At 36.2% G+C, this 21,904-nt stretch carries 18 protein-coding genes; 9 read left to right on the forward strand and 9 right to left on the reverse strand.

From position 1 onward, the window contains the following. Positions 1-984: a lysylphosphatidylglycerol synthase transmembrane domain-containing protein gene (locus ACUN24_RS06040; protein ID WP_445561689.1), complete on the forward strand. Its 984-nt coding sequence runs from the start codon at positions 1-3 to the stop codon at positions 982-984. 6 nt (positions 985-990) lie between these two features. On the opposite strand, the gene ACUN24_RS06045 is transcribed toward ACUN24_RS06040, so the two are convergent. Next, positions 991-3,369 carry an outer membrane beta-barrel protein gene (locus tag ACUN24_RS06045; RefSeq protein ID WP_445561690.1) on the reverse strand — a complete coding sequence of 793 codons (2,379 nt, stop codon included), beginning with the start codon at positions 3,367-3,369 and terminating at the stop codon, positions 991-993. Positions 3,370-3,477: 108 nt separating this feature from the next. Next, entirely contained in the window at positions 3,478-4,554 is a 1,077-nt protein-coding gene (locus ACUN24_RS06050; RefSeq protein WP_445561691.1) for a helix-turn-helix domain-containing protein, read from the reverse strand. A gap of 175 nt (positions 4,555-4,729) precedes the next feature. Between ACUN24_RS06050 and ACUN24_RS06055 the strand changes: the two genes are divergently transcribed. Next, positions 4,730-5,869 (forward strand): acyl-CoA dehydrogenase, encoded by a 1,140-nt coding sequence (locus ACUN24_RS06055; protein WP_445561692.1) that lies wholly within the window; start codon positions 4,730-4,732, stop codon positions 5,867-5,869. Between the two features lie 63 nt (positions 5,870-5,932). Here ACUN24_RS06055 and ACUN24_RS06060 read toward each other — a convergent pair whose 3' ends face one another. Next, positions 5,933-6,277 (reverse strand): phage holin family protein, encoded by a 345-nt coding sequence (locus ACUN24_RS06060; RefSeq protein WP_445561693.1) that lies wholly within the window; start codon positions 6,275-6,277, stop codon positions 5,933-5,935. 18 nt (positions 6,278-6,295) lie between these two features. Between ACUN24_RS06060 and ACUN24_RS06065 the strand changes: the two genes are divergently transcribed. The 5 genes from ACUN24_RS06065 (at position 6,296) to ACUN24_RS06085 (ending at position 13,143) form a co-directional block, all read left to right on the forward strand. Beyond that, the gene (locus ACUN24_RS06065) at positions 6,296-6,727 is read left to right on the forward strand and encodes a hypothetical protein (protein WP_445561694.1); all 432 of its coding nucleotides are present in this window, start codon (positions 6,296-6,298) and stop codon (positions 6,725-6,727) included. A 121-nt stretch (positions 6,728-6,848) separates the two neighbouring features. Next, positions 6,849-7,313, forward strand: a complete 465-nt coding sequence (gene rimP / locus ACUN24_RS06070; RefSeq protein WP_445561695.1) for a ribosome assembly cofactor RimP — start codon at positions 6,849-6,851, stop codon at positions 7,311-7,313. Positions 7,314-7,315: 2 nt separating this feature from the next. Then, on the forward strand, positions 7,316-8,560 hold the full coding sequence (gene nusA / locus ACUN24_RS06075) for a transcription termination factor NusA (protein WP_219076221.1): 1,245 nt from the start codon (positions 7,316-7,318) through the stop codon (positions 8,558-8,560). Between the two features lie 62 nt (positions 8,561-8,622). Then, positions 8,623-11,739, forward strand: coding sequence for a translation initiation factor IF-2 (gene infB / locus ACUN24_RS06080; protein ID WP_445561696.1), 3,117 nt, complete (start codon positions 8,623-8,625; stop codon positions 11,737-11,739). Positions 11,740-11,910: 171 nt separating this feature from the next. Continuing rightward, positions 11,911-13,143, forward strand: coding sequence for an ATP-binding protein (locus ACUN24_RS06085; RefSeq protein ID WP_445561697.1), 1,233 nt, complete (start codon positions 11,911-11,913; stop codon positions 13,141-13,143). A 67-nt stretch (positions 13,144-13,210) separates the two neighbouring features. On the opposite strand, the gene ACUN24_RS06090 is transcribed toward ACUN24_RS06085, so the two are convergent. Beyond that, positions 13,211-13,429: a helix-turn-helix transcriptional regulator gene (locus ACUN24_RS06090; RefSeq protein WP_445561698.1), complete on the reverse strand. Its 219-nt coding sequence runs from the start codon at positions 13,427-13,429 to the stop codon at positions 13,211-13,213. Positions 13,430-13,750: 321 nt separating this feature from the next. Between ACUN24_RS06090 and ACUN24_RS06095 the strand changes: the two genes are divergently transcribed. Further along, the gene (locus tag ACUN24_RS06095) at positions 13,751-14,899 is read left to right on the forward strand and encodes an ETX/MTX2 family pore-forming toxin (RefSeq protein WP_445561699.1); all 1,149 of its coding nucleotides are present in this window, start codon (positions 13,751-13,753) and stop codon (positions 14,897-14,899) included. 149 nt (positions 14,900-15,048) lie between these two features. Here ACUN24_RS06095 and ACUN24_RS06100 read toward each other — a convergent pair whose 3' ends face one another. Both ACUN24_RS06100 and ACUN24_RS06105 read right to left on the reverse strand, forming a co-directional pair. Next, complete coding sequence (locus ACUN24_RS06100) at positions 15,049-16,122, reverse strand: acyltransferase (protein WP_445561700.1); 1,074 nt, start codon at positions 16,120-16,122, stop codon at positions 15,049-15,051. Positions 16,123-16,124: 2 nt separating this feature from the next. Beyond that, a complete protein-coding gene (locus ACUN24_RS06105; RefSeq protein ID WP_445561701.1) occupies positions 16,125-17,141 on the reverse strand; it encodes a hypothetical protein in 1,017 nt (338 codons plus the stop codon). Between the two features lie 169 nt (positions 17,142-17,310). Between ACUN24_RS06105 and ACUN24_RS06110 the strand changes: the two genes are divergently transcribed. Next, positions 17,311-18,207, forward strand: a complete 897-nt coding sequence (locus ACUN24_RS06110; protein WP_445561702.1) for a glycosyltransferase — start codon at positions 17,311-17,313, stop codon at positions 18,205-18,207. Here the strand turns inward: ACUN24_RS06110 and ACUN24_RS06115 are convergent. The 3 genes from ACUN24_RS06115 to ACUN24_RS06125 form a co-directional block, all read right to left on the reverse strand. Further along, positions 18,204-19,100: a glycosyltransferase family 2 protein gene (locus ACUN24_RS06115; protein ID WP_445561703.1), complete on the reverse strand. Its 897-nt coding sequence runs from the start codon at positions 19,098-19,100 to the stop codon at positions 18,204-18,206. The two genes, ACUN24_RS06110 and ACUN24_RS06115, sit on opposite strands and share 4 nt — an antisense overlap. 2 nt (positions 19,101-19,102) lie before the next feature. After that, complete coding sequence (locus ACUN24_RS06120; RefSeq protein ID WP_445561704.1) at positions 19,103-20,920, reverse strand: ABC transporter ATP-binding protein; 1,818 nt, start codon at positions 20,918-20,920, stop codon at positions 19,103-19,105. Positions 20,921-21,078: 158 nt separating this feature from the next. Next, the gene (locus tag ACUN24_RS06125) at positions 21,079-21,891 is read right to left on the reverse strand and encodes a DUF5672 family protein (protein WP_445561705.1); all 813 of its coding nucleotides are present in this window, start codon (positions 21,889-21,891) and stop codon (positions 21,079-21,081) included. Positions 21,892-21,904: the final 13 nt, after the last annotated feature.

The raw sequence follows: 21,904 nt of genomic DNA on the forward strand, positions 1-21,904 counted from the left end.
GTGATATTCGATCTCAAAACAGCGCTAAAGTACATCATCCTGTTTTTAATAGGAATAGGAGTCTTATATTTAGCTTTTAGAGGTCAGGATTTAGAAAAGATTTGGCAGGAAATTAAAACAGCCAATTACTTTTGGGTGGTAATTTCAGCTATTGCTGTTTTAATTGCGCATGTGTTACGGGCTTTGCGCTGGCAGATGCTCTATCAGTCTATCCATTACCAGGTAAGTTTCTGGAATGCTTACCACGCGGTAATGATCGGCTATCTGGCCAATCTTGCTCTGCCACGCTTCGGAGAGATTGGTCGCTGTTCCGTTATTCATAAAGCCGAAAAGGTACCCATGTTTGCTTCCATAGGTACGGTAATTACCGAACGGCTATTTGATGTACTGGTACTTTTTCTTACCAGTTTGGCCATGCTTATTTTTCAATATGATATTGTAGCCGATTTTCTTTATCAAACCATATATCTCAATCTCATTAAAAAATTAAGTGCTATTAATTATTTATGGTTAGTTGGCACAGGTGTTCTTATACTGCTGCTCATTGCTATTGCGATATATTTTCTCCGTCAAAAATTCAGTAAAAAATTCTTGCGAATTTTTGTAAGCCTGCGACAAGGATTTGGCTCATACAGCAAGCTAAAACAAAAAGGTTTGTTCTTAACCTATACCCTAGGGATTTGGCTTTTCTACTCACTTTCCATGTATTTTGCTTTTTCTTCCATTCAAGCTACTTCCGGTTTACATTTTAATGCCGCATTTACCGCAATTGTGTTTTCTGGTTTTGCTATGGCAGCCCCTGTTCAGGGTGGTATAGGTGTTTTTCATTGGATGGTTGCCCAATCACTGGTGTTATATGGCATATCTTTTAAAGATGGCTTGGCCTACTCAACCATTATTCACTCTTCGCAGGTTTTGCTCATATTGATATTGGGCTGTTTGAGCCTAATGCTGATTCTATTTAAGAAACAAAAGGGGAATTAATTTCTTTTAATTGGCCCTGTTCTCTTCATCGCTTTTTTTGTTTTCTCTGACTTTGTAAGTCGAACTTCCAAAATTAAAGGTTAAACTAAAAACCAATCTTTGCGAAGCGAAATAGTGGTAGAAATCGTTGTTGATAATACTTTTCTCCCTGAAAATAAGCCTTCTTTTAATATTATCGAATGCATCATAAAGCGTAAGTTTAGTATTGACCCTGTTTTTTAACCAGGTTTTTTGCACACCAAAATCAATTCCGTAAACGGGAGCCATAATATAAAGTCCATTACCACTTTTCGACTCGTAAGTATAACTTACATCTAATACCCAATTCTTTAAGGTGAAAACCTGACTGCCATTAACCGTATAATTATATATGGGTATTTCGTAGGTATTTCCAAAGTAAGGTGTTAGCTCCTTGTTGTAATAGAAGGTGATGTTGTTATTCATCCGCCACCATTTGTTTATTGTTATGGGAGCGCTTACCTGTAGATTTGCAAATTTTCTGTAAGGTAGGTTTCTACCCAGAAAAATCAGTTCATTAGTTACTGGATTATATTCAGGATAACGGCCCATTGGATCTGTTTCCTTTCCTGCATTTAGCGAAATATTAAGGTTTTTTTTACTATATGATATAGCGAAAAGACTAGTTGTAGAGGGCTGTAGGTAAGGATTTCCTATCCAATAATGCCGTGGACTGTAATAAAAACGAAAAGGGTTTAACATGGCAAAGGTTGGCCTTGTTAATCGTCTGGTATAACTGAAGCTGAGCTGTTCGCTTTCGTTAATGGCATAAGTAATGTTCAAACTTGGGAGCCATTTTATATATTTTTTTTCTGTAATACTGCCAGTAGTAATCGAATTAGCTATCGTGTGCGTATGTTCTGCTCTTAAACTTAAACTGTAACTAAACTTACTCCATTGACCAATATAAGAAAGGTAGCCTGCGCCAATATACTCTTGATAGCGGAATTGGTTACTTCGGTTAGGATCTAAGTTAAAAACATCATTGGCTAATGTATCATAGCGGAGGTCGTTCCGCGTGGTTGTATACGCAAATTTTCCGCCGAATTCTAATTTCCCTTTACCTATTTTCTGGCTGTAGTCAGTTTGTGCTGCATGAATCATTATATTATTTCTAGCGCCTGTTTTCCAGTAATTTAACAATTGATTGTTAAGTATGTTACGATTCTGGATATCTTCTGTTTGTCGATTGTCAATTTGAGCTAAAGAAGTAATTACATGAAGTTCGCTATTCTTAAATTGCGCATCGTAATTGATTCCGCCTGAATAATTATGTTGCTTAGGAAAGGCATTATTGTCGCTTTTAACAAGCGCAGTGGTCTGATCTAAACTAGCGGTTTGGGTAAGCAATTGATTGCCAGACACCGCATTTCTATCCATTTGGTAAGTGTATAAAAAAGCCTCTAGGTTTTGCCCTTTTTTTACCTCATAAGTTACCCTTGCCTGCATATTAAAGTTCTGGTTTGAGGTAATGGTTCTGGTGTCGGTAGTCATGGCGTTTGTATTGGCTAAATACTGCAGGGAATAATACTTATAAAAAGTGCTCCCGCTGGTATTGCCCAACCTTAAGTCGTACACGAACCGCTTTGTTTTAAGCGACAGGGATAGATTATTATCCAGTAAACTGTAATTGTTTCGCTGAAAACGGGCATTATAGGTGCCTCTTAAACCTAAAGACTGGTTTCGCTTCAGTTTTACATCGATAATCCCCTGATATTCTGCATCATATTTTGATGAAGGCTGGTTAATCATCTCAATCGATTCGACCATATCTGGAGACAAGCTGCTGAGGTAGGAAATGATTTCATCACTGTTCATGTTTACAGGCTTGCCGTCAACAAATAAGGTTGGAGTTGCTCTGCTTGCCATTAAGATTGTTCCATCCTCGTTAACCTGCAAGCCAGGTAGTTTCTTAAACACATCTAACAAATTAGAAGCAGACTTGAAAAACACATTATTGGCAATACCAATTTTAATCTGACCATTTTTTGTGCTAAAATTTGGTACTTCACCTGTTATGGTTACTTCTTGGAGTAGGTTAGGATCTTCCTCCATTAAAATGTCGCCCACATCAATTGTTTTCAGGCGGTTCTCATTTATCAATAACTCTTTTTGTGTTTTTTTGTAACCGACTAAAGTAACCGATAAAATGTATTTTCCGTTTGGCATGTCTCTAAATTCGAAGAAACCGGTGGTATCGCTATTGGTATGTTCGATCACTGTTGGATGGCCTTTATCGGCCAAAGCCAAATTGGCTAAAGGTATAGCTTGTTTGGTTCTGCGATCAATCAGTTTTCCTTTAATCGTTTGGGCATTTAGAAATAGAGATATAAGTAAGAATAGGCAGAATAGCAATGTCGGTTTCATCTTCGTGTGTTTGGATTTTGCAGAATGCTCCAAAACTAGAAGAGAAGGATGGATAAGGGGTTTTGAATCTCAGATTTAGGCGTTCGGAATTATAAAACGAGACCAAATTTAGTTTGATGAAACAACTAATAGTTGTTCTTTATAATGCATCGGGGTTGTTTGTTTATGCTTTTTAAAAGCGGTGTAAAAAGTAGATTTGGAGTTAAAACCCACCTCATATCCAATGGCTTCGAGCTTAATGCCTCTGTCGTTAACAATGAGTTCGCAGGCTTCGTTTATTCTAAATTCGTTGATATAAGCGGCAAAGCTTTTGCCTAAATTGTCGTTGAGCAGTTGCGAAAGCTGGTGACCAGAGATGTTAATTTTTTTGGCTAAATCATTTAATTTAAGATCAGAGTTCTTATACAGCTCCTCTTCCAAAATAATCTTCTGCAGTCTGTCTGTTAATGTCACGGCATGTTCTTCGCTAATCTTCTTGTTGGCATAACGAACCAAATCCTGGCTGCCCGAAAAAAGATTGCTGGTTTTTCTTCTGCTAATAAACAGCAAAGTGTTTAGGTAAAGAACGGCTGAGAAAAACAAAGCTCCACTAATGCAAGGGCCATTAAAAAATGAGAAGACAGGTAATTTAAATGCCACCGGAACTATTATATTTCCGATAAATACAGATAGCAATGGCGTCTCTGTTGTAGAAATCTTAGCCCCTTTGCTGAAAACTTTGATAAAAACAGCTCTGAGCAACCAGGCAGATAATACAATATAAACGGTAAATTGTATTGAAATTATTCTTCCGATATAATTTTCCCATACATCAGGCTTACTATCATACGGCGCAATGATGCTGGCAATTACAATTGCAAAAATCCAAAAAAGATAAGTCCCTTTCTGTGCAATTTTATGCTTTGAATCTTGCCCCAAAGCCGATTTAATAAAATAAAAAAGAGATGGGCCCACCAATGAACTTCCTAAAATGCCAATTTGAATATAAATGCCAGGTAAGGCAGGATAGAAATAAAAAAGAAGCGACTTGCTGATCTTTAAACATAGAGAACCAAGCAAAAGCCCCAGAAAAAAAGAAGATGTGGATTTTGGTTTTTTGAAGAATAACAAATACGCACTAATGATAAAGCCATTAAATGCGCCCAAGGCACTAAAGAAAAATAATATTTGCTGCCCTAGGTTCATTTAACAAAAATAATAATCTTACGTTAACGCAAAGCCTGTTCTAGCTAATACTTTCATTTTAAATGTGATAATATTTTTAATAAATCATAAAAAGATAAATAAATTACTATGCAGCCATAGTAATTTCGATCATTAATGCTACATTTGATTTACTAACCTTTTATATATAAATGTTATGCATTTTGAATTAAGTGAAGAGCAATTAATGATTCAGCAGGCTGCCCGCGATTTCGCGCAGCAAGAATTAAAGCCTGGCGTGATTGAACGAGACGAACATCAGAAATTTCCGGCCGAGCAGGTAAAAAAACTTGGAGAACTTGGCTTCCTGGGGATGATGGTGAGTGAAAAATATAATGGAAGCGGACTTGATGCCATTTCTTATGTGCTGGTGATGGAAGAACTGTCTAAAATAGATGCTTCTGCATCTGTAGTGGTTTCGGTAAACAACTCTTTGGTTTGTTACGGATTAGAAGCCTATGGGAGTGAGGCACAAAAGGAAAAATATTTAAAGCCATTGGCTGCCGGCGAAAAAATAGGTGCTTTTTGTTTATCAGAGCCCGAAGCGGGATCTGATGCTACCTCGCAGCGTACTACGGCTGAAGATAAAGGTGATTATTATTTGCTTAACGGCACAAAAAACTGGATTACCAACGGAAGTACTGCATCAACTTACCTGGTTATTGCACAAACGCATCCTGAATTAAGGCATAAAGGCATAAATGCTTTTATTGTAGAAAAAGGCATGGAAGGTTTTACCATTGGGCCAAAAGAAAATAAATTGGGCATCCGTGGCTCTGATACGCATTCGCTGATGTTTAACGATGTTAAAGTGCCAAAAGAAAATAGAATAGGCGAAGATGGGTTTGGTTTTAAATTTGCCATGAAAACATTAGAAGGGGGCAGGATTGGTATTGCGGCACAGGCTTTAGGTATCGCACAAGGTGCTTTCGAGTTAGCTACACAATATGCCAAAGAACGTAAATCGTTCGGGAAACCCATTTCTGAGCATCAGGCTATTGCTTTTAAACTGGCCGATATGGCCACCCAGATTGAAGCTGCCAGGTTGTTGGTGTATAAGGCTGCATGGCTAAAAGACCAGGGATTACCTTATACTCAGGCAGGTTCTATGGCCAAGTTATTTGCTTCGAAAGTTGCTATGGATGTAACCATTGAAGCCGTACAGGTGCATGGTGGTTACGGTTTCGTTAAAGAATACCATGTAGAGCGGTTAATGCGCGATGCTAAAATTACCCAGATTTACGAAGGAACTTCTGAGATCCAGAAAATGGTGATTTCGAGAGAAGTTATCCGGTAGTTTCGAGCCTGGAGTTGGGAGCTTGGAGTCACTAGTCCAAACTCTCAACTCAAAACTCCCAACCTATTCCTTCTCTCCGGCAACAGCACTAAATACCGCCTTAATCAAAGCGACTACAATCGCTAAAAATGCTGCAGCAATAAAACCTGAAGTGTTAAAAGAGGTCATCATGTTATCAACCAGTAAAATCATTAAAACGGTGATGATAAATGATACTAACCCTAAGGTTAAGAAATTGATTGGAAAAGTTAATAGCCTTAGGATGAATCCGATCGTTGCATTTGCAAGAGCAATCAGCACCGAGGCGATAATGGCATTTTCGAAGCCATCAATACTCACCCCTGGCACCAGTTTTGCACCGACAAAAAACGCCAATCCTGTTAAAAGGATTTCAATAATAAATCTCATAATTGTTTATTTTTGTAAATGTTTAAATGCTTTTTAAAATACACGGTTTTAATTGCTGTTTCCATGTTTGCACTTTCATGTTCGAATACAAACAACAAACCGATAATTAAGTTTGCTGGCGATAGTGCATCAATAATAATTAAAAATATTGATGAGGCGAGCCTCTTACAGGTTAAAAATGCCTATAAAGCTAATGCAGATACACTCAATGTGATTTCGGTATTGATAAAACCAGGAGAACTGGATAGTGTCCAGGATGAGCTGGAAGTGCCTGGCAAGATCAAGATACTAGGTGATTCGCTCGTATTTAGTCCCGATCAGCCTTTTATTAAGGGTAAAGAATATCTGGTTGAAAGTTATATTGGTGTAAAATTTGCAACCGCTGGCGATCTGATGATGGGGAAGGGTAAACAGAATCTAAAAGCAGAGCGACAAACACTTAAACGGTAATAATCAGCATAATAATTAGCGCAGGTGTTTGATTTTTTGTAAAAAATTACTACATTTGCATCGTAATCGAAGAAAAGAGAAGGGGACAGTGTCCCCTTTTTCTATGAAATCAGGTTAAAATATGCAGGTAGAAAAGAGAGTTGCAGCCCTCGTAGAGGAAAAAATAGCAGATCGGCCAGAACTGTTTTTGGTTGAAGTAAAAATGTTGCCAAACAATAAACTAATTATTCATGTTGATGGCGACGAAGGGATTAGCATACAGGATTGTGTGGCCATAAGCAGGCATGTTGGTTTTCATCTGGAAGAAGAAAATGCAATAGAACAGGCTTATAATTTAGAAGTTTCTTCGCCGGGTGTTGGCGAGCCTTTAAAACTCATCCGTCAGTACAATAAAAATATTGGCCGTACGGTAAGTATTAAGCTTAAAGAAGGGTTAAAAAAAGAAGGAAAGCTACTAGTGGTTACAGAAAATAACCTACAGATTGAAGAGTCGGTTAAAGAAAAAGGGAAAAAGGCGGTAGCAATTCAAACAGATGTTCCGTTTAATGATATAATAGAAACAAGTGTGTTAATTTCATTTAAGTAAAAATGAGTACTACAACAATTAATTTGATCGACTCTTTTCAGGAGTTTAAAGATTTCAAAAATATAGATCGCCCAACGGTGATCAGTGTGCTGGAAGAAGTTTTTCGTAGCATGTTGCGTAAAAAATACGGAACAGACGAAAACTGTGATGTTATCGTAAATCCGGATAACGGTGATTTGGAGATCTGGAGAACGAGAAAAGTAATGGAAGATGGATTTTCTGAAGATGATGATTTAGAAATTGAGCTTGCCGAAGTTTCTAAATTAGATAACACTTTAGAAGTGGGGGATGATTATATCGAACAGATTACCTTAGAGAGTTTTGGTCGCAGGGCAATTTTAGCAGCACGCCAAACCTTGGTTTCTAAAGTATTGGAATTAGAGAAAGACGAAATCTTTAAAAAATATAAAGACAGGGTAGGCGAAATTGTAACAGGTGAGGTTTATCAGGTTTGGAAGAAAGAAACTTTGGTTTTAGATGATGAAGGTAACGAACTTTTAATGCCTAAAACAGAGCAGATTCCTGCTGATTATTTCAAAAAAGGTGATTCTGTGAGAGCAGTAATTTCTAAAGTGGAAATGATCAACGCGAATCCGAAAATTATCATTTCAAGAACAGCACCAGAATTTTTACAACGCCTGTTCGAACAGGAAGTTCCAGAAATTTTCGATGGTTTAATTACCATTAAAAAAATTGTTCGTGAGCCAGGAGAACGTGCTAAAGTTGCTGTTGAATCTTATGATGACCGCATCGATCCGGTTGGCGCGTGTGTAGGTATGAAAGGATCACGTATCCACGGTATCGTTCGCGAATTGAAAAACGAAAACATTGATGTGATTAATTTCACAAATAATATTTCATTATACATTACCCGTGCTTTAAGCCCGGCAAAAATCACCTCTATTAAATTGGATGATGAAACCAAACATGCATCGGTTTACTTAAAACCAGATCAGGTTTCATTGGCAATTGGACGTGGCGGACACAATATTAAACTGGCTGGTAAATTAACCGGTTATGAAATTGATGTGTACCGTGAAGCTGGAGAAGAAAGCGATGAGGATGTTGATTTAGAAGAATTCTCAGATGAGATTGATAGCTGGATCATTGATGAATTAAAGGCTATCGGTTGCGATACTGCTAAGAGTGTACTAGCACTTACAGTAGAAGATTTGGTGAAACGCACCGACCTTGAAGAGGAAACCATTAAAGAAGTGGTTCAAATTTTGAAGTCAGAATTTGAATAAGTGGTGTAATTGCCAAATAAACACTACTTTTGTATTAAATAAAAAACAATAACAGGAGCTAAATGTCAGACGACAAACCAATCATTTTAATTAAAGCTATTAAAGAACTTAATATAGGCATGGGTACGGCCGTTGAGTTTTTAAACAAAAAGGGATTCTCTGCCGAGAAAAGCCCTATGTTTAAACTTACGGGAGACATGTATAATGCCTTGTTAAAAGAGTATCAGGGAGATAAGATCGTAAGAGAAGAAGCCAAACAAATAGTGATTGGTAAAATACGTCGTGACGAGCCTGAGACTGAAAAGCCAGTAGAAGCGCCGAAGAAAAATACCGATTTTGAGAAAAATGAAGAGATTTTAATTAAAAATACTCAATCATTTACCCCTCCGGTAGAAAAACCAAAGGTTGTAGAAACACCTAAGGCAGAAGCGCCAACACCAGCACCTGCGGCAGCAGTAGAGCCAGTAAAAGAAACTAAGGCAGAAGAGAAAGCAGAGGAAACCGGACTACCAGGCGTTAAAATTGTAGGAAAGATCGATTTAAATGATCTTAATCCTAAAACACGCCCGGCTAAGAAAGAAGAAACGCCTGCTGCACCGGCGCCTGTTGTAGAACCACCAGTGGTTAAAGCACCAGAACCTGTAAAGCCAGTGGAACAACCTAAAGCGGAAGAAAAACCGGTTGAGGTTAAAAAAGAAGAAGCTCCTGTTGCACCAGCACCAGTTGCAGAAACACCTGTGGTTAAAGCGACTGAGCCTGTAAAACCAGTTGAACAACCTAAAGTGGAAGAAAAACCAGTTGAAGCAAAACCAGTTGAAGCAAAACCGGTAAGCAACGAGCCTGAAGTAATGAAAGCACGTAGCGTTAAATTAACTGGTCCGAATATTATTGGTAAAATTGTTTTACCAACAACTCCGGATAGAAGAAACGGTCCGGTAGCATCATCTAGCGATAGTGAAGCCGCTAAACGTAAACGCAAACGCAAAAAAACGCCAGGAGCACCTGGCCAGCCAGGTCAACACGGTGGTCAAGGGCAGCAAGGACAGAATAATCCTGCAGGTCAGGGTCAGGGCCAAAGTGGTACACCAGGGCAACCTCGTACACCTTATCAAGGCAACAGACCAGGTGGCGGTACGCCATACCAGGGTAACAGGCCAGCTGGACAAGGTGGAACTCCTTACCAAGGAAATAGAAATAATAACAACAATAACAGACCAGGTTTCCAAAATAGAAATGCTACACCAAGCGGACCAAAAGAAGAACCTACTGAGAAAGAAATTCAAGATCAGATCAAGGCAACACTTGCCCGTTTAAGTGGAGCAGGGAAATCTGGTAAATTCGCACAACGCGCTAAATTACGTCGTCAGAAACGTGATGATGTGGCTTATAATGCAGAAGAGGCCGCAAACGAACTTGAATCGCAATCGAAAATATTAAAAGTAACAGAATTTGTTACGGCTAATGAGTTAGCGAGCATGATGGATGTACCGGTTACCAAAATTATTGGTACTTGTATGAGCCTTGGGATGTTCGTTTCCATTAACCAGCGGTTAGATGCTGAAACTTTAACCATTGTGGCAGATGAGTTTGGTTACGAAATTCAATTCGTAAAACCAGATGAGGATGAAGAGAACGTAATTGAAGAGGAAGATAAAGAAGAAGATTTAATCGAAAGAGCTCCGGTTGTTACGATTATGGGTCACGTCGATCACGGTAAAACTTCATTGCTGGATTATATTCGTAAAGCAAATGTGGTTGCTGGTGAGGCAGGTGGTATTACCCAGCACATTGGTGCTTATATGGTAACTACGCCAACCGGTAAAAAAGTAACTTTCTTAGATACTCCAGGTCACGAAGCCTTTACAGCGATGCGTGCACGTGGTGCTAAGGCAGCAGATATTGCCATTATTGTTATTGCTGCGGATGATGCAGTGATGCCTCAAACAAAAGAGGCAATTAATCACGCACAGGCAGCAGGCGTACCATTGGTATTTGCTTTCACTAAAGTAGATAAACCAGGTGCAAATGCAGATAAAGTACGTGAGCAGTTATCGGTAATGAATATCCTGGTTGAAGATTGGGGTGGTAAATACCAATCACAGGAAATCTCAAGCAAAAGCGGCTTAAATGTTGATTTACTTTTAGATAAAGTATTATTAGAAGCTGAATTATTAGAACTTAAAGCAAATCCGAATAAGAGAGCTACAGGTACAGTAATTGAGTCTGCATTAGATAAAGGACGTGGTATTGTAACTACAGTATTGGTTCAGGCCGGTACATTAAGAGTTGGAGATCCAATCTTAGCAGGTAGTTACAGCGGACGTGTAAAAGCGTTAACCAACGAGCGTGGCGCTAAAGTAGATTCAGCAGGTCCATCACAACCCGTACAGGTTTTGGGTATGCAGGGTGCGCCAACAGCTGGTGACAGGTTTAATGCTTTGGAAAGTGAAACTGAAGCACGTGATATTGCAAACAAACGGATGCAGTTACAACGTGAGCAGGGATTACGTACGCAGAAACATATTACCCTGGATGAGATCGGTCGTCGTTTGGCAATCGGTAACTTTAAAGAGCTTAACATCATTGTTAAAGGTGATGTGGATGGTTCAATCGAGGCATTAGCCGATTCATTGTTGAAATTATCAACTGAGCAGATCCAGATCAATATCATCAGTAAAGGTGTTGGTCAGATTTCAGAGTCTGATGTATTGTTAGCTTCTGCTTCTGATGCGATTATTATCGGTTTCCAGGTTCGTCCATCAACAGGTGCACGTAAACTTGCAGAAGCTGAGCAAATCGATATCCGTTTATATTCTATCATCTACGATGCAATCAACGAGATTAAATCAGCGATGGAAGGTATGTTGGATCCAGAATTTGAAGAAAAAATTGTGGCTAACGTTGAGATTCGTGAGACTTTCAAAATCACTAAAGTGGGTACCATTGCAGGTTGTATGGTATTGGATGGTAAGATTACCCGTAACAGCAAAATCCGTATCGTTAGAGATGGTGTTGTAGTGTACACAGGTGAACTGGCATCTTTAAAACGCTTTAAAGATGATGTAAAAGAGGTGAATAAAGGTTATGAGTGTGGTTTAAACATCCAGAACTTTAACAACATCGAAGTTGGCGATATTGTAGAAGCTTACGAACAAGTTGAAGTAGCAAGAAAGCTATAATTGCTTTTAAGAAATATAATTTAAAGTGGCCTCAAAAGGGCCACTTTTTTGTTGAAGTGAAATAATTATCTTAAAATTATCGGATAATATTGGGTTTGAATCTTAAAAATATCGGATAATATTGCGTTTGAATCTTAAAAATATCGATATTTGTATTTGTGAATTATCGATATGGAAAGATCAACTGCATTAAAATCTCTAAAAAACCACCTTAATAAGCCTCAGCACACCATTATTATAGGGCCAAGGCAGATCGGCAAAACCACACTTGTTAAGCAGCTGGCAGAGCAATTGCAAATGGATAACGAGCTAGTGTATTTTTTAACCTTCGAAGATCCTGTCATTTTAGAGGCCGTAAATCAACATCCCGAAAATATTTTCAATTATACCTTATTGCCGGCCGATCTTCCTGCAGATAAGCGGTTATATGTTATTATCGATGAAGTTCAGTATGCAAAAGAACCCAGTAATTTTTTAAAACTTTTATACGATAAGTATTCGCCAAAATTAAAAATCATCGCTACAGGTAGCAGTGCGTTTTACATTGATAAGAGTTTTAAAGATAGTTTGGCGGGAAGAAAAAAGGTATTTGAATTTTTCCCTTTGGCATTCGATGAATTTTTGCACTTTAAAGGTGAGGATGATTTAATCGCTGAGTGGGAGCAAATGAAAAAAAGAGTTACTTACCAGGGGCTTCAACGTAACCGCATAAATGCACTGTTTGATGAATATTTGGTTTACGGTGGTTATCCTGCTGTTGTTTTGGCAGATACGGAACAGGAAAAGCAAGAAATGCTTAAGGAGCTTGTAAACAGCTATATGAAGAAAGATGCCCTAGAAGCAGGCATTAAGGAAGAACTTAAGTTTTTTCAACTGGCCAGGTTATTAGCCGATCAAACAGGCAATCTGGTGAATAATCATGAGCTGGGAAATACCTTGCAAATGGCCAGTTCTACGGTAGAAAACTACATTTATTTAATGCAGAAAACTTTTATAGTACAATTGCTTTCTCCCTTTTATGGTAATGTGCGAAAAGAGCTAACCAAAATGCCAAAGATTTATTTTAATGATAATGGCTTGCGGAATGCATTGTTAAATAATTTTTCGAAGTTAAACGATAGGGCTGATAAAGGAGAATTGCTCGAGAATTATGTTTACTGCAGGCTAAGGCAGTTGCATGATTCAGATAGTTTACATTTCTGGCGTACTGCGGATGGTAATGAAGTGGATTTCGTGGTAGAAGAGCAATTAAAAAAGGGCCTTGCTTACGAGGTCAAATATCATGATGTGCAGTTTAAAGCTAATAAGTATAAAAAATTTGTAGAGGCTTATCTTGATTTCAATCTTGAATGTGTTTGTAAGATACTTACAAATAATGATTCGATAGAGGCTATCAGGTTATAGTTTATTGATCAGATGATAAATCCAAAAATAGCATCAAGAATACTGATGTCCTTTTTGTTTTTGGGAATTATCTTAGCCTGACTAAAGGCTGATTCAAAATAATATCCTGAATGGGTATTTCGTAGAGCTCGGCAATTTTGTCGAGTTGAGAGAGTGAAAAATCTACCTCATTATTTTCCCATTTTCGATAAGTTACACGGCTTATTCCTATACAATCGGCAACAAATTGTTGCGTGTAACCTAAGTTGTCTCTGTATTTTCTGAGCGAAATTCCAATATCTAACATGATTGAGAGCTTTTAATTTTAAAGCTGTAAATCTACGTAAAATTTATTATTGTAAAAAAAATTATGGTATTACCAGTTTATTTGTCTAATTAATTCTATAATAGCAAAAAAATAATCAGATTCTAACGGATAATTTTAATATTCCTGAATCGCAAATATCACAACTCTGAACTCCAGGGAATTTTATGGATTAAAATTTCCAAACGAAGTATTAGCTTTCAAGGCTAAATGATAGCCGTGACATTTTGATTGGTATTTATGATAACAAAAAGTTGTCAAATTTCACATTTTTAATAGTTCTTTTTGTAAAAACTAAATTATATGAAAAAATGCTATTCTATCCTTATTGTTCTCATTACTTTGATGTCATGTAAGAAACAAGCTGTTTTGCCTGATGTATCATCAGAAGATCTAAGTACTTACTCGGGAAAGCCGATTGGCTCTATGACTACTAATTCAACATCTTTATCTACATCTGATTTGGATTGGACTGGGATTCCTTTGAACATCATTATTGATAGGGGAGTTACAACAAACAAGAAATTTTTAAGCTCTACAGATATAGGTCATTTAGTTGATTTGTATCATGAGGATGACGCTTCAGGCAGACAAAGGTGGATTCTAGAGGATACCGGTGATGGTTATTTTAGCTTTAAAGTTTATGGTGGAATTACAAATAATAAAAAATTTTTGAGTGCCTTATCTACCGGAACACTTATAGATCTATATCATGAAATTGATCTTTCAGGTAGACAAAAATGGTCTCTCTATCCACTAGGAAACGATCTGTTTAATATAAAAATTAAAGGCGGGATCAGTACTGGAAAAAATTACCTTAGTTGCAATTCTACTGGTAGCATAGTTGATTTACATCATGAAGATGATGGGTCGGGTAGACAGCAGTGGAGGCTTGAGCCATCTGGAGAATTTGATCTTGTAACTTTAGAATATTCTCTGAATCCGGATGATTACGTAAAAGCAAAACCAAATTTCGTATCGTCATTAACCTTAAATAATAATACTAGTGTAAATCAGCAGATGAATGTTAGTTTTTCGAAAAAAGCAACTGAGTCTTCGACATTTAGTAAGACTTACGGAATTTCATTGAAAGTAGGAGCTACCGCTCAAGTGGGTGTACCGGTACTTGCTACAGCAACTGTTTCTGCCGATTTGACAACTTCAGGATCTTGGACATATGGGAATAACGAATCTAAAGAAGATTCTCAATCTTATTCTTTTACAGCTATTGTTCCAGCACACAGAATAGTCGTGGCTAAAGCAATAGTTAGCATACATGAGCTTACCACAAACTATATTGCTACTTTTAGGCACAGAAGTACAGGGGTTACTAAAAGAATTCAAGGTAGATGGACTGGGATACAAGCTAGTTCAGTGTATTATGAACTAACAGAATTACAAACAGGAACCATTTTAGCGAAGTATGATGCTAACGGAGCCCGTTTAAATTAATTGGTTAGGCGAAAAGTGGTTTTATTAAATGATTTAATATATTTAAGATCATGTCACGCCACACTATAAAATAGCTATAGGATAGGATTTCATTTAAGAAACTCTGGACATAGATGCTAAAAAGAGTTCTGAATTAATTCAGAACTCTTTTATCTTCCCACTACCCATCTTGCCCCCTTGCTTTTATTAATCAGGTAAACTATTAAAATTGATCCGGTATACACTACCGCAAATGTTAATAATTGCATTGCCAGAAAATAATAAGCAGATCTATTTTCAAAATTGATATTGAGTGGTCTAAATATTAAAGGCATCAGTCTAAATACGAGGATTTGATGAACTAAATAGATACCAAATGTAAATATACTAGGCTTAAACTTTTTTAATGAAATTCTATCGCCTAACTTGTATAGCAAAGCAAAGCAAACTAAGGAGTATACTATGTTTGTTATTCTGAGTGTATTGAAAGGATCGCCAGGTAGCTTAACTAGCAAGTAGTAACTCTCTAAGCTGGATAGCATGAAAGTAATAACTGTTAATAATGACAATAATGAAACAGGTGTTGTTTGAATAATTAATTTGAATTTTTCGTAGTACTTATTGATTTGAACACCTAGCCATAAGTAAAAAATAAAACCCAATAAAGCAGTCGTATGCGAGGTCGGTATAATATCAAAATAAAGATTAACCGAATAAAATAGAGATAAACATAATAAACAGATACCGAATCCGATAGAATAGAGGTGTTTTCTAAAAAGTAATAAAATCGCAATACAAATCAGGAAGTTAGGTATAAACCAAAAACTCGTATTAAAAACTATATTGCCGAAATCAGTTACTATGCCTGCTAACTTCGAATTAAAAAAAGGGCTATTTCCGCCTTTAACATTTCTTACAATAATATCGATATAATTTAGGATAAATAGGATCACTACCCAAAAAAGCCAGGGCTTAACGGTATTATCTAATCTTCTCTTTAAATATTCTTTGGTGCTATAGGTATTGAATTTATCGCCGATTAAAAATCCGGCTAGGATAAAAAATATAATGGTTCCAAACTTGAAAAATTGTAGGCTAAAAATCTGAACAATTTTTTCGTTAAATGTTGCAAATTTGGCTCCGAAAAAAAAAGAACTATGCTCCATTACAATTCCAAACATTGAAATAAATCTTAGTGAATCAATAAAATCGTAATTTATTTTGGTTGGTTTTAAATTAGTCATGTCTATTTCTTTTCTATTTTTCCAAAAACCTTTTCAACGGCAGCATCAAAATTCTTTCTCTCTGCAATTATTGTTTTTCTATAATTCTCGAAGTGTTTTATTTTATCCTCGAATTCATCTAGCGTAATTTTAATCTGGCTAACAACTTTTTTAGGCAAATCTATTGTTTCATCGAATTTAAAACCTTCTGGCAAAGGTACGTCTTCATAATATCCAGCTGAACCTCTACTTCCCGTAATTACACAGCAGCCCATTAGAATTGCTTCTCTAGGCATTCGCTCTTGTCCCGGGTGATAGCCGAAATCTATATATAATTTACTTTTGTTCATCCATAATGCTACTTCCTCAGGAGACATATCTATTAAAGCTTTCCAATTTAATTCACTACTTAAAGCTTTAACCTGATCTAAGTATTCGCCATTTTTTTTCGGGTTATACAGGATAACATCTTCTTTAATGGTTGATGTATTTACTTTTAGGTAAAAAGCCTCGCTCATATAATCCGATATTTTCCCGAGTACTTCCATCTTATTTTTAGTTAAAAAATCTACTGAAAAGTAAGAATGAGCTAAGCTTAATACGTTTTTGCGTTTTAATGCTGCTATTGTTGGAATGGTTTTGTATTTTTTGGGATTCAAGAAAGATTTAATAGCGTAAAAACGCTTATGTTTTACTTCCTCCTTTGCATAACCAAGCGTAATATTATAATTAGTAACACTTAACCACCAAATTATTTTTTTTACATTTGCATATTTATAATCGAAAATTGGATCAAGATATGTTTCTGGTGTAATGATGAAGTTCTCGTTTAGATTTAAAACATCATTGGTATAGGGTAAGTTATATTTTTGGTAACTTTCATGAACAGGATATTCTCCTTTATTATAAAAGTAATGCATGTAAACCTGGTGCCCTAATGCTTTTAATCGATGCCCCAGTTGATGAAGTGCCTCTGGGCCTCCCGTAGCGAAGTTAGCTGGACAAAAAATATAAAATATTGAATTTGATTTTAACTGCATTTAATATGATCTACAATCGATTTCAAAAGTAAACAATTGTTAGAGAGGAATACACAATATCTTGCAAGTATGAAGGATCTGGTAATACAAATATTACTAAGTTGCAAAAAAGTATTTAGCAAAATGTCTAGTTTAAACATTTTGGTATCTTTGGCCTTTGTTTCTAATTATGATTTCAATTATTATATCGTCTGCCAACGCTAAATATTTAAAGGATATTTACCAGAATATAGAAGAAACTATAGGTGTGCCTTTTGAGATAATTTCTACCGATAACAGCAATGGTGCACGTGGAATTTGTGCAATATATAATGAGGGGGCCATTAAAGCAAGCTTTGATATTTTATGCTATATGCATGAAGACCTTAAAATGCTAACCCAAAAATGGGGACTTAATGTAGTTGAAAAATTTAAAAACAATTTAAGATTAGGCATTATTGGTGTAGTTGGTAGCAGTTATAAACCACTGGCACCTTCTGGATGGGGGGCAGCTAGTGCACTAAATAATGTTTATTTCTCGCATTATATACAACATTATAAACATAAGGAAAAAGCAGCACATTTAATTGATGTTAACCCGTCGGGCAAAGTTATAGAAAATGTAGCCTGTGTTGATGGAATGTGGTTTTGCACGAGAAAAGAAATCGTTTCGGCGTATCCTTTTGATGAAGAGTTGTTAAAAGGTTTTCATTGTTATGATATTGATTTTTGCTTAAATGTAGGCAGAAACTTTAACGTTGCTGTAGTTTTTGACGTACTAATGGAACATTTTTCAGAAGGTTCTTACAACAAATCGTGGATGGAGGATACTATTAAGATTCATAAAAAATGGCAAAAGATATTACCTGTTTCTACCATTGATATTAATGAATATGAGAAAGAGAATATGGAGAAGAGGGCATTTAAAATGCTGTTTAAAAAGCTAAAAGAAATGGGATATACTTACGGTTTTGCAAGAGGTACAATTGATGCCGTTAATAAAACTGGTAAGCTAAGATCCGTACTCTATTATAAGCTCCAGTTTTATTTATTTAAATATTTTTTTATAAACTATAAAAAAGATTAGACTCTTAATTTTCTGCAAAAATTAAACTTACTCCAGCTGTTCTTTTTTTGCATAAACAATAGTATTGATCGATATTTCCATACAAATACTGAAAGTGCAAAGCTGCTATGGCTTATGTTTTTTTCCAGCAGCTCCAATAATTTAGCTGTAAACTTATGATGCTTATCGCTCGGATATTGATAAAAAACCTTAACTTTTTTAATAAGTTCAGTTAGTCTATCACCCCTTTCTTTATAGTTCGTTTTCTTTTTTTGAAGAATATCTGTGCTGGTACTACTATGCTGGCGGTACTTAACGAGCAGATCTTTCTGGAAATTAATGTATCCATGGTTTGTTGCAACAAAAGCAATCCACCAATCATGAAATAATTCTTTTGGAAAAGGCAATATATAGGGGATCAATTCTCGCTTGAACATAATTGAGTGGCCAGAAACGCAATTTTCAAGAAGAAAGTGCCTCGGGTCATTTCCGCTATAGAAATTTCTTAGCTCCGACATTTTCCGATTTAAAGGGTTTCCACCCTCATCAATAAACTCAGAATCGTGGTAAACCATAATATGATCTTGGATAAACTGAAGCTGTAGTTCTATTTTATTTAGTTCCCAAACATCATCCTGATCTGCGAGCGCAATATATTCTCCATTGCAAAGGCAAATTGCTTTTTCGAAATTTTTAATGTAGCCAATGTTAGCATCATTTTCATAAATGTGAAAATTTGGATGCTTTTTTAGATAAGATCTAAGGATATCTACGGTTTGATCAGAAGATTGATCATCAACTATAATAACTTCTAAATTTTTATAGGTTTGATTAATAATAGAGTCGAGCTGTTCTGCAAGATATTTTGCTCCATTAAAGGTACAAAGGGCTATTGAAACTAATGGCTGGCTCATTGTCAATCCGTAAACGCCTGCATATCTATCAGCCTTCTGTAAAGTCCGTTTTGCCTCATTAATTCACTATGGCTTCCAGTTTCTACTACACTACCCTTATCAATCACTATAATTTTATCCGCATGTTGTATTGTGCTTAAACGATGCGCTATTACAATAGAAGTACGGTTCTTCATTAAATTGTTCAAAGCCTCCTGTACTAATTTTTCTGATTCGGTATCTAATGCAGAAGTTGCCTCATCGAGCAACATTATTGGGGGATTAGCCAAAACTGCCCTTGCAATACATACTCTTTGTCTTTGTCCGCCGGATAATTTATTTCCCCTATCGCCCACAAAAGATTGATAACCATTCTCCGTATTCTCTATAAAATCATGTGCGTTAGCAATCTTCGCAGCAGCAATTACTTCTTCTATAGAAGCATCTGGTTTGGCAAATGCAATGTTGTTAAAAATAGTATCATTAAATAGAAAAGACTCCTGATTCACCGTTCCCATTTGTCCTCTGATACTTTCGACAGTAAGGTCTTTGTAATCATAACCATCTATCTTAATGCTTCCCGATTTTGGATCATGGAAGCGTGGAAGCAGATCCATTAATGTACTTTTACCACCGCCAGATGGGCCAACCAAGGCCACGGTTTTGCCTTTTTCAATATCAAAAGTGATTGAGTTGAGTATTTTTTTATCACCATAATTAAATGATACATCCTGAACACTTATGGCGCTGCTAAAGCCATCAAGCGCTTTAGCATCAGGTTTATTAATCAACAGTGGTTTAGTATCGATAAGGTCTAAAACCCGTTCACCCGCTGCAATTCCGGAATGGATGCCGCTAAACGAATCCGTTAGTGCTTTTACGGGCTGCATTACTTGGGAGAATGTAGCGATGTAGACCAAAAACTTTGCCGGCGTCAAATCTCCTTGACCAGTTAAGATCATTGTTCCACCATAAAGAACAATAAAAACGACAACAAATACACCTAAGGTTTGAGATACAGGTGATGCAAGTTGCTGTCTTCTTGCCATTTTTCTATTTAGATAAGAATAAAACTTATTCTCTTGGTCAAACTTATCTTTAATTCTTGGCGTTGCATTGAAAGCCTTTATGATTTTAATTCCGCTTAAAGATTCGTCTAAAAATCCTATCATCTTTGCGAAAGATTCATGAGATTCTTTAGCCTGGTGTTTTAGTCGTTTTACGATTTTACTGATGATAAAGCCTGAAATAGGGATAACCAGTAAAGAGAATAGCGTAAGTTTAACAGAAATCGAAATTAGCACACCTACATAGAACAATAACTGTAGTGGCTCTTTGAAAACCACCTGTAAGGTGTTAGTAACTGTAAATTGCACTACTTGCACATCTGATGCCACTTTAGAAATAATGTCTCCCTTACGTTCATTGTTAAAAAAACCAACGTGCAGGTTCATTACGTTGTTAAAAACTGTTCTGCGAATGTTTAATAAAGTATGTACCCTTAAATCTTCCATAAATCTTTGTGACAGATAACGGAAAAAATTTGCCAATATCACTGTAGCTACAATAACAATACATACCAATTTTAAAGTTTCAGTTTTCCCATAAGTATCAATGGCATGTTGTATATATTGGCTAAATCTGCCCATAAAATCGATTGATGAACTAACTTTTGATAGCGTTGTAGGTGCGTCTTTAATAAAAAGTGTTTCTAATAAAGGCCCTAACAATGTAAATAAGAAAGTATTAAAAACTATAGCAAATAATGTTGCAATAACATAAGGTATAGCAAACTTCTCTATAGGCTTTGCAAAAGATAACAAACGGAAATAAGTCTTCATTTTATATAAAATGGAATAATGTATAGTTTGGGCAATTTGAAAACGCCGGTAAAAAATCTAATTAAAACTTGGTAAAGGTACAGTTTTCGGTCGAACTGATTCCGTTTTTGGATGATAGCCTTCTAAAATTACAATCAGCAATCATTTTCGTTATAACTTTATGTTTTTTGAATTTCATAACCATAAGTTTTGAAGACAGGCTCCCAGTAATCTGAATAATGATCCCAGTCGTGGCATCCAAAGGGTAAATTTTCTTTATTTAAATGTTTAAGTTTAAGGGGTGGTACTTCAACAGCAAACTTTAAAGCAGTTTCACAGTTAGGAATATTTAAGACTCTCCTATCTCTATTTACTTCAATGCTCCAAAAAACATCTTCATTATACAAGTGTGAATTTTGAGCGAGATAAAAATCAATAACCGGTTTCATTAAAAGGCTTAAGTTGTAGAATACTTTTACCTTACGAAGTGAGAAGCCCCCATTTCCAACTTGATTATTGAACTGGAACTGATTTGGTTTATCGTTATCTTTTCTATTAAATCTATTTGAAAAAGATTGTTTAAGTTTTGAAAATAAAAGTTGTAAAGTGTTTTTATGATAAGTTTTTTTTATCCATGGTGCGCCAATATAATCCCACCCTTGATCGCACCAGTTTGAAAGTTCGTCTTTAAAAACAAAACAATCCAATTGGTATATTAAAATATATTCATAATCTAAAAACTGCTCGTAAAATACCGAAGAAAGCATGAGCTGGTTGTAACCATAAATACTGGTAAAATAATTTTCATCAAAACCGACAGTGTTATAACCAACAACCTCTTCGGCTGCTTTTGGTAGTGTAAAATGCTTTGGTTTGATTGCGATGATCGGGTGGTTACCGAGAATTTTTTTACACTGTGTAAGGGCAATCAATTCATTCTCCGATAAATCAGTTTTATAAAAGGGAATAAGAATAGCAGCCTTTTTTAACATACCTTTTTATCAA

The sequence above is a fragment of the Pedobacter sp. WC2501 genome (genome assembly GCF_052682415.1).

Excerpts from the sequence above, each read along its gene's own strand:
- ACUN24_RS06095 (WP_445561699.1), top strand. The coding sequence starts at position 13,751 with ATGAAAAAATGCTATTCTATCCTTATTGTTCTCATTACTTTGATGTCA.
- infB (WP_445561696.1), top strand. The coding sequence starts at position 8,623 with ATGTCAGACGACAAACCAATCATTTTAATTAAAGCTATTAAAGAACTT.
- ACUN24_RS06105 (WP_445561701.1), bottom strand. The coding sequence starts at position 17,141 with ATGCAGTTAAAATCAAATTCAATATTTTATATTTTTTGTCCAGCTAAC.
- ACUN24_RS06055 (WP_445561692.1), top strand. The coding sequence starts at position 4,730 with ATGCATTTTGAATTAAGTGAAGAGCAATTAATGATTCAGCAGGCTGCC.
- ACUN24_RS06120 (WP_445561704.1), bottom strand. The coding sequence starts at position 20,920 with ATGAAGACTTATTTCCGTTTGTTATCTTTTGCAAAGCCTATAGAGAAG.
- ACUN24_RS06110 (WP_445561702.1), top strand. The coding sequence starts at position 17,311 with ATGATTTCAATTATTATATCGTCTGCCAACGCTAAATATTTAAAGGAT.
- ACUN24_RS06125 (WP_445561705.1), bottom strand. The coding sequence starts at position 21,891 with ATGTTAAAAAAGGCTGCTATTCTTATTCCCTTTTATAAAACTGATTTA.
- rimP (WP_445561695.1), top strand. The coding sequence starts at position 6,849 with ATGCAGGTAGAAAAGAGAGTTGCAGCCCTCGTAGAGGAAAAAATAGCA.
- ACUN24_RS06100 (WP_445561700.1), bottom strand. The coding sequence starts at position 16,122 with ATGACTAATTTAAAACCAACCAAAATAAATTACGATTTTATTGATTCA.
- ACUN24_RS06060 (WP_445561693.1), bottom strand. The coding sequence starts at position 6,277 with ATGAGATTTATTATTGAAATCCTTTTAACAGGATTGGCGTTTTTTGTC.
- nusA (WP_219076221.1), top strand. The coding sequence starts at position 7,316 with ATGAGTACTACAACAATTAATTTGATCGACTCTTTTCAGGAGTTTAAA.
- ACUN24_RS06045 (WP_445561690.1), bottom strand. The coding sequence starts at position 3,369 with ATGAAACCGACATTGCTATTCTGCCTATTCTTACTTATATCTCTATTT.
- ACUN24_RS06065 (WP_445561694.1), top strand. The coding sequence starts at position 6,296 with ATGTTTAAATGCTTTTTAAAATACACGGTTTTAATTGCTGTTTCCATG.
- ACUN24_RS06085 (WP_445561697.1), top strand. The coding sequence starts at position 11,911 with ATGGAAAGATCAACTGCATTAAAATCTCTAAAAAACCACCTTAATAAG.
- ACUN24_RS06115 (WP_445561703.1), bottom strand. The coding sequence starts at position 19,100 with ATGAGCCAGCCATTAGTTTCAATAGCCCTTTGTACCTTTAATGGAGCA.
- ACUN24_RS06050 (WP_445561691.1), bottom strand. The coding sequence starts at position 4,554 with ATGAACCTAGGGCAGCAAATATTATTTTTCTTTAGTGCCTTGGGCGCA.
- ACUN24_RS06090 (WP_445561698.1), bottom strand. The coding sequence starts at position 13,429 with ATGTTAGATATTGGAATTTCGCTCAGAAAATACAGAGACAACTTAGGT.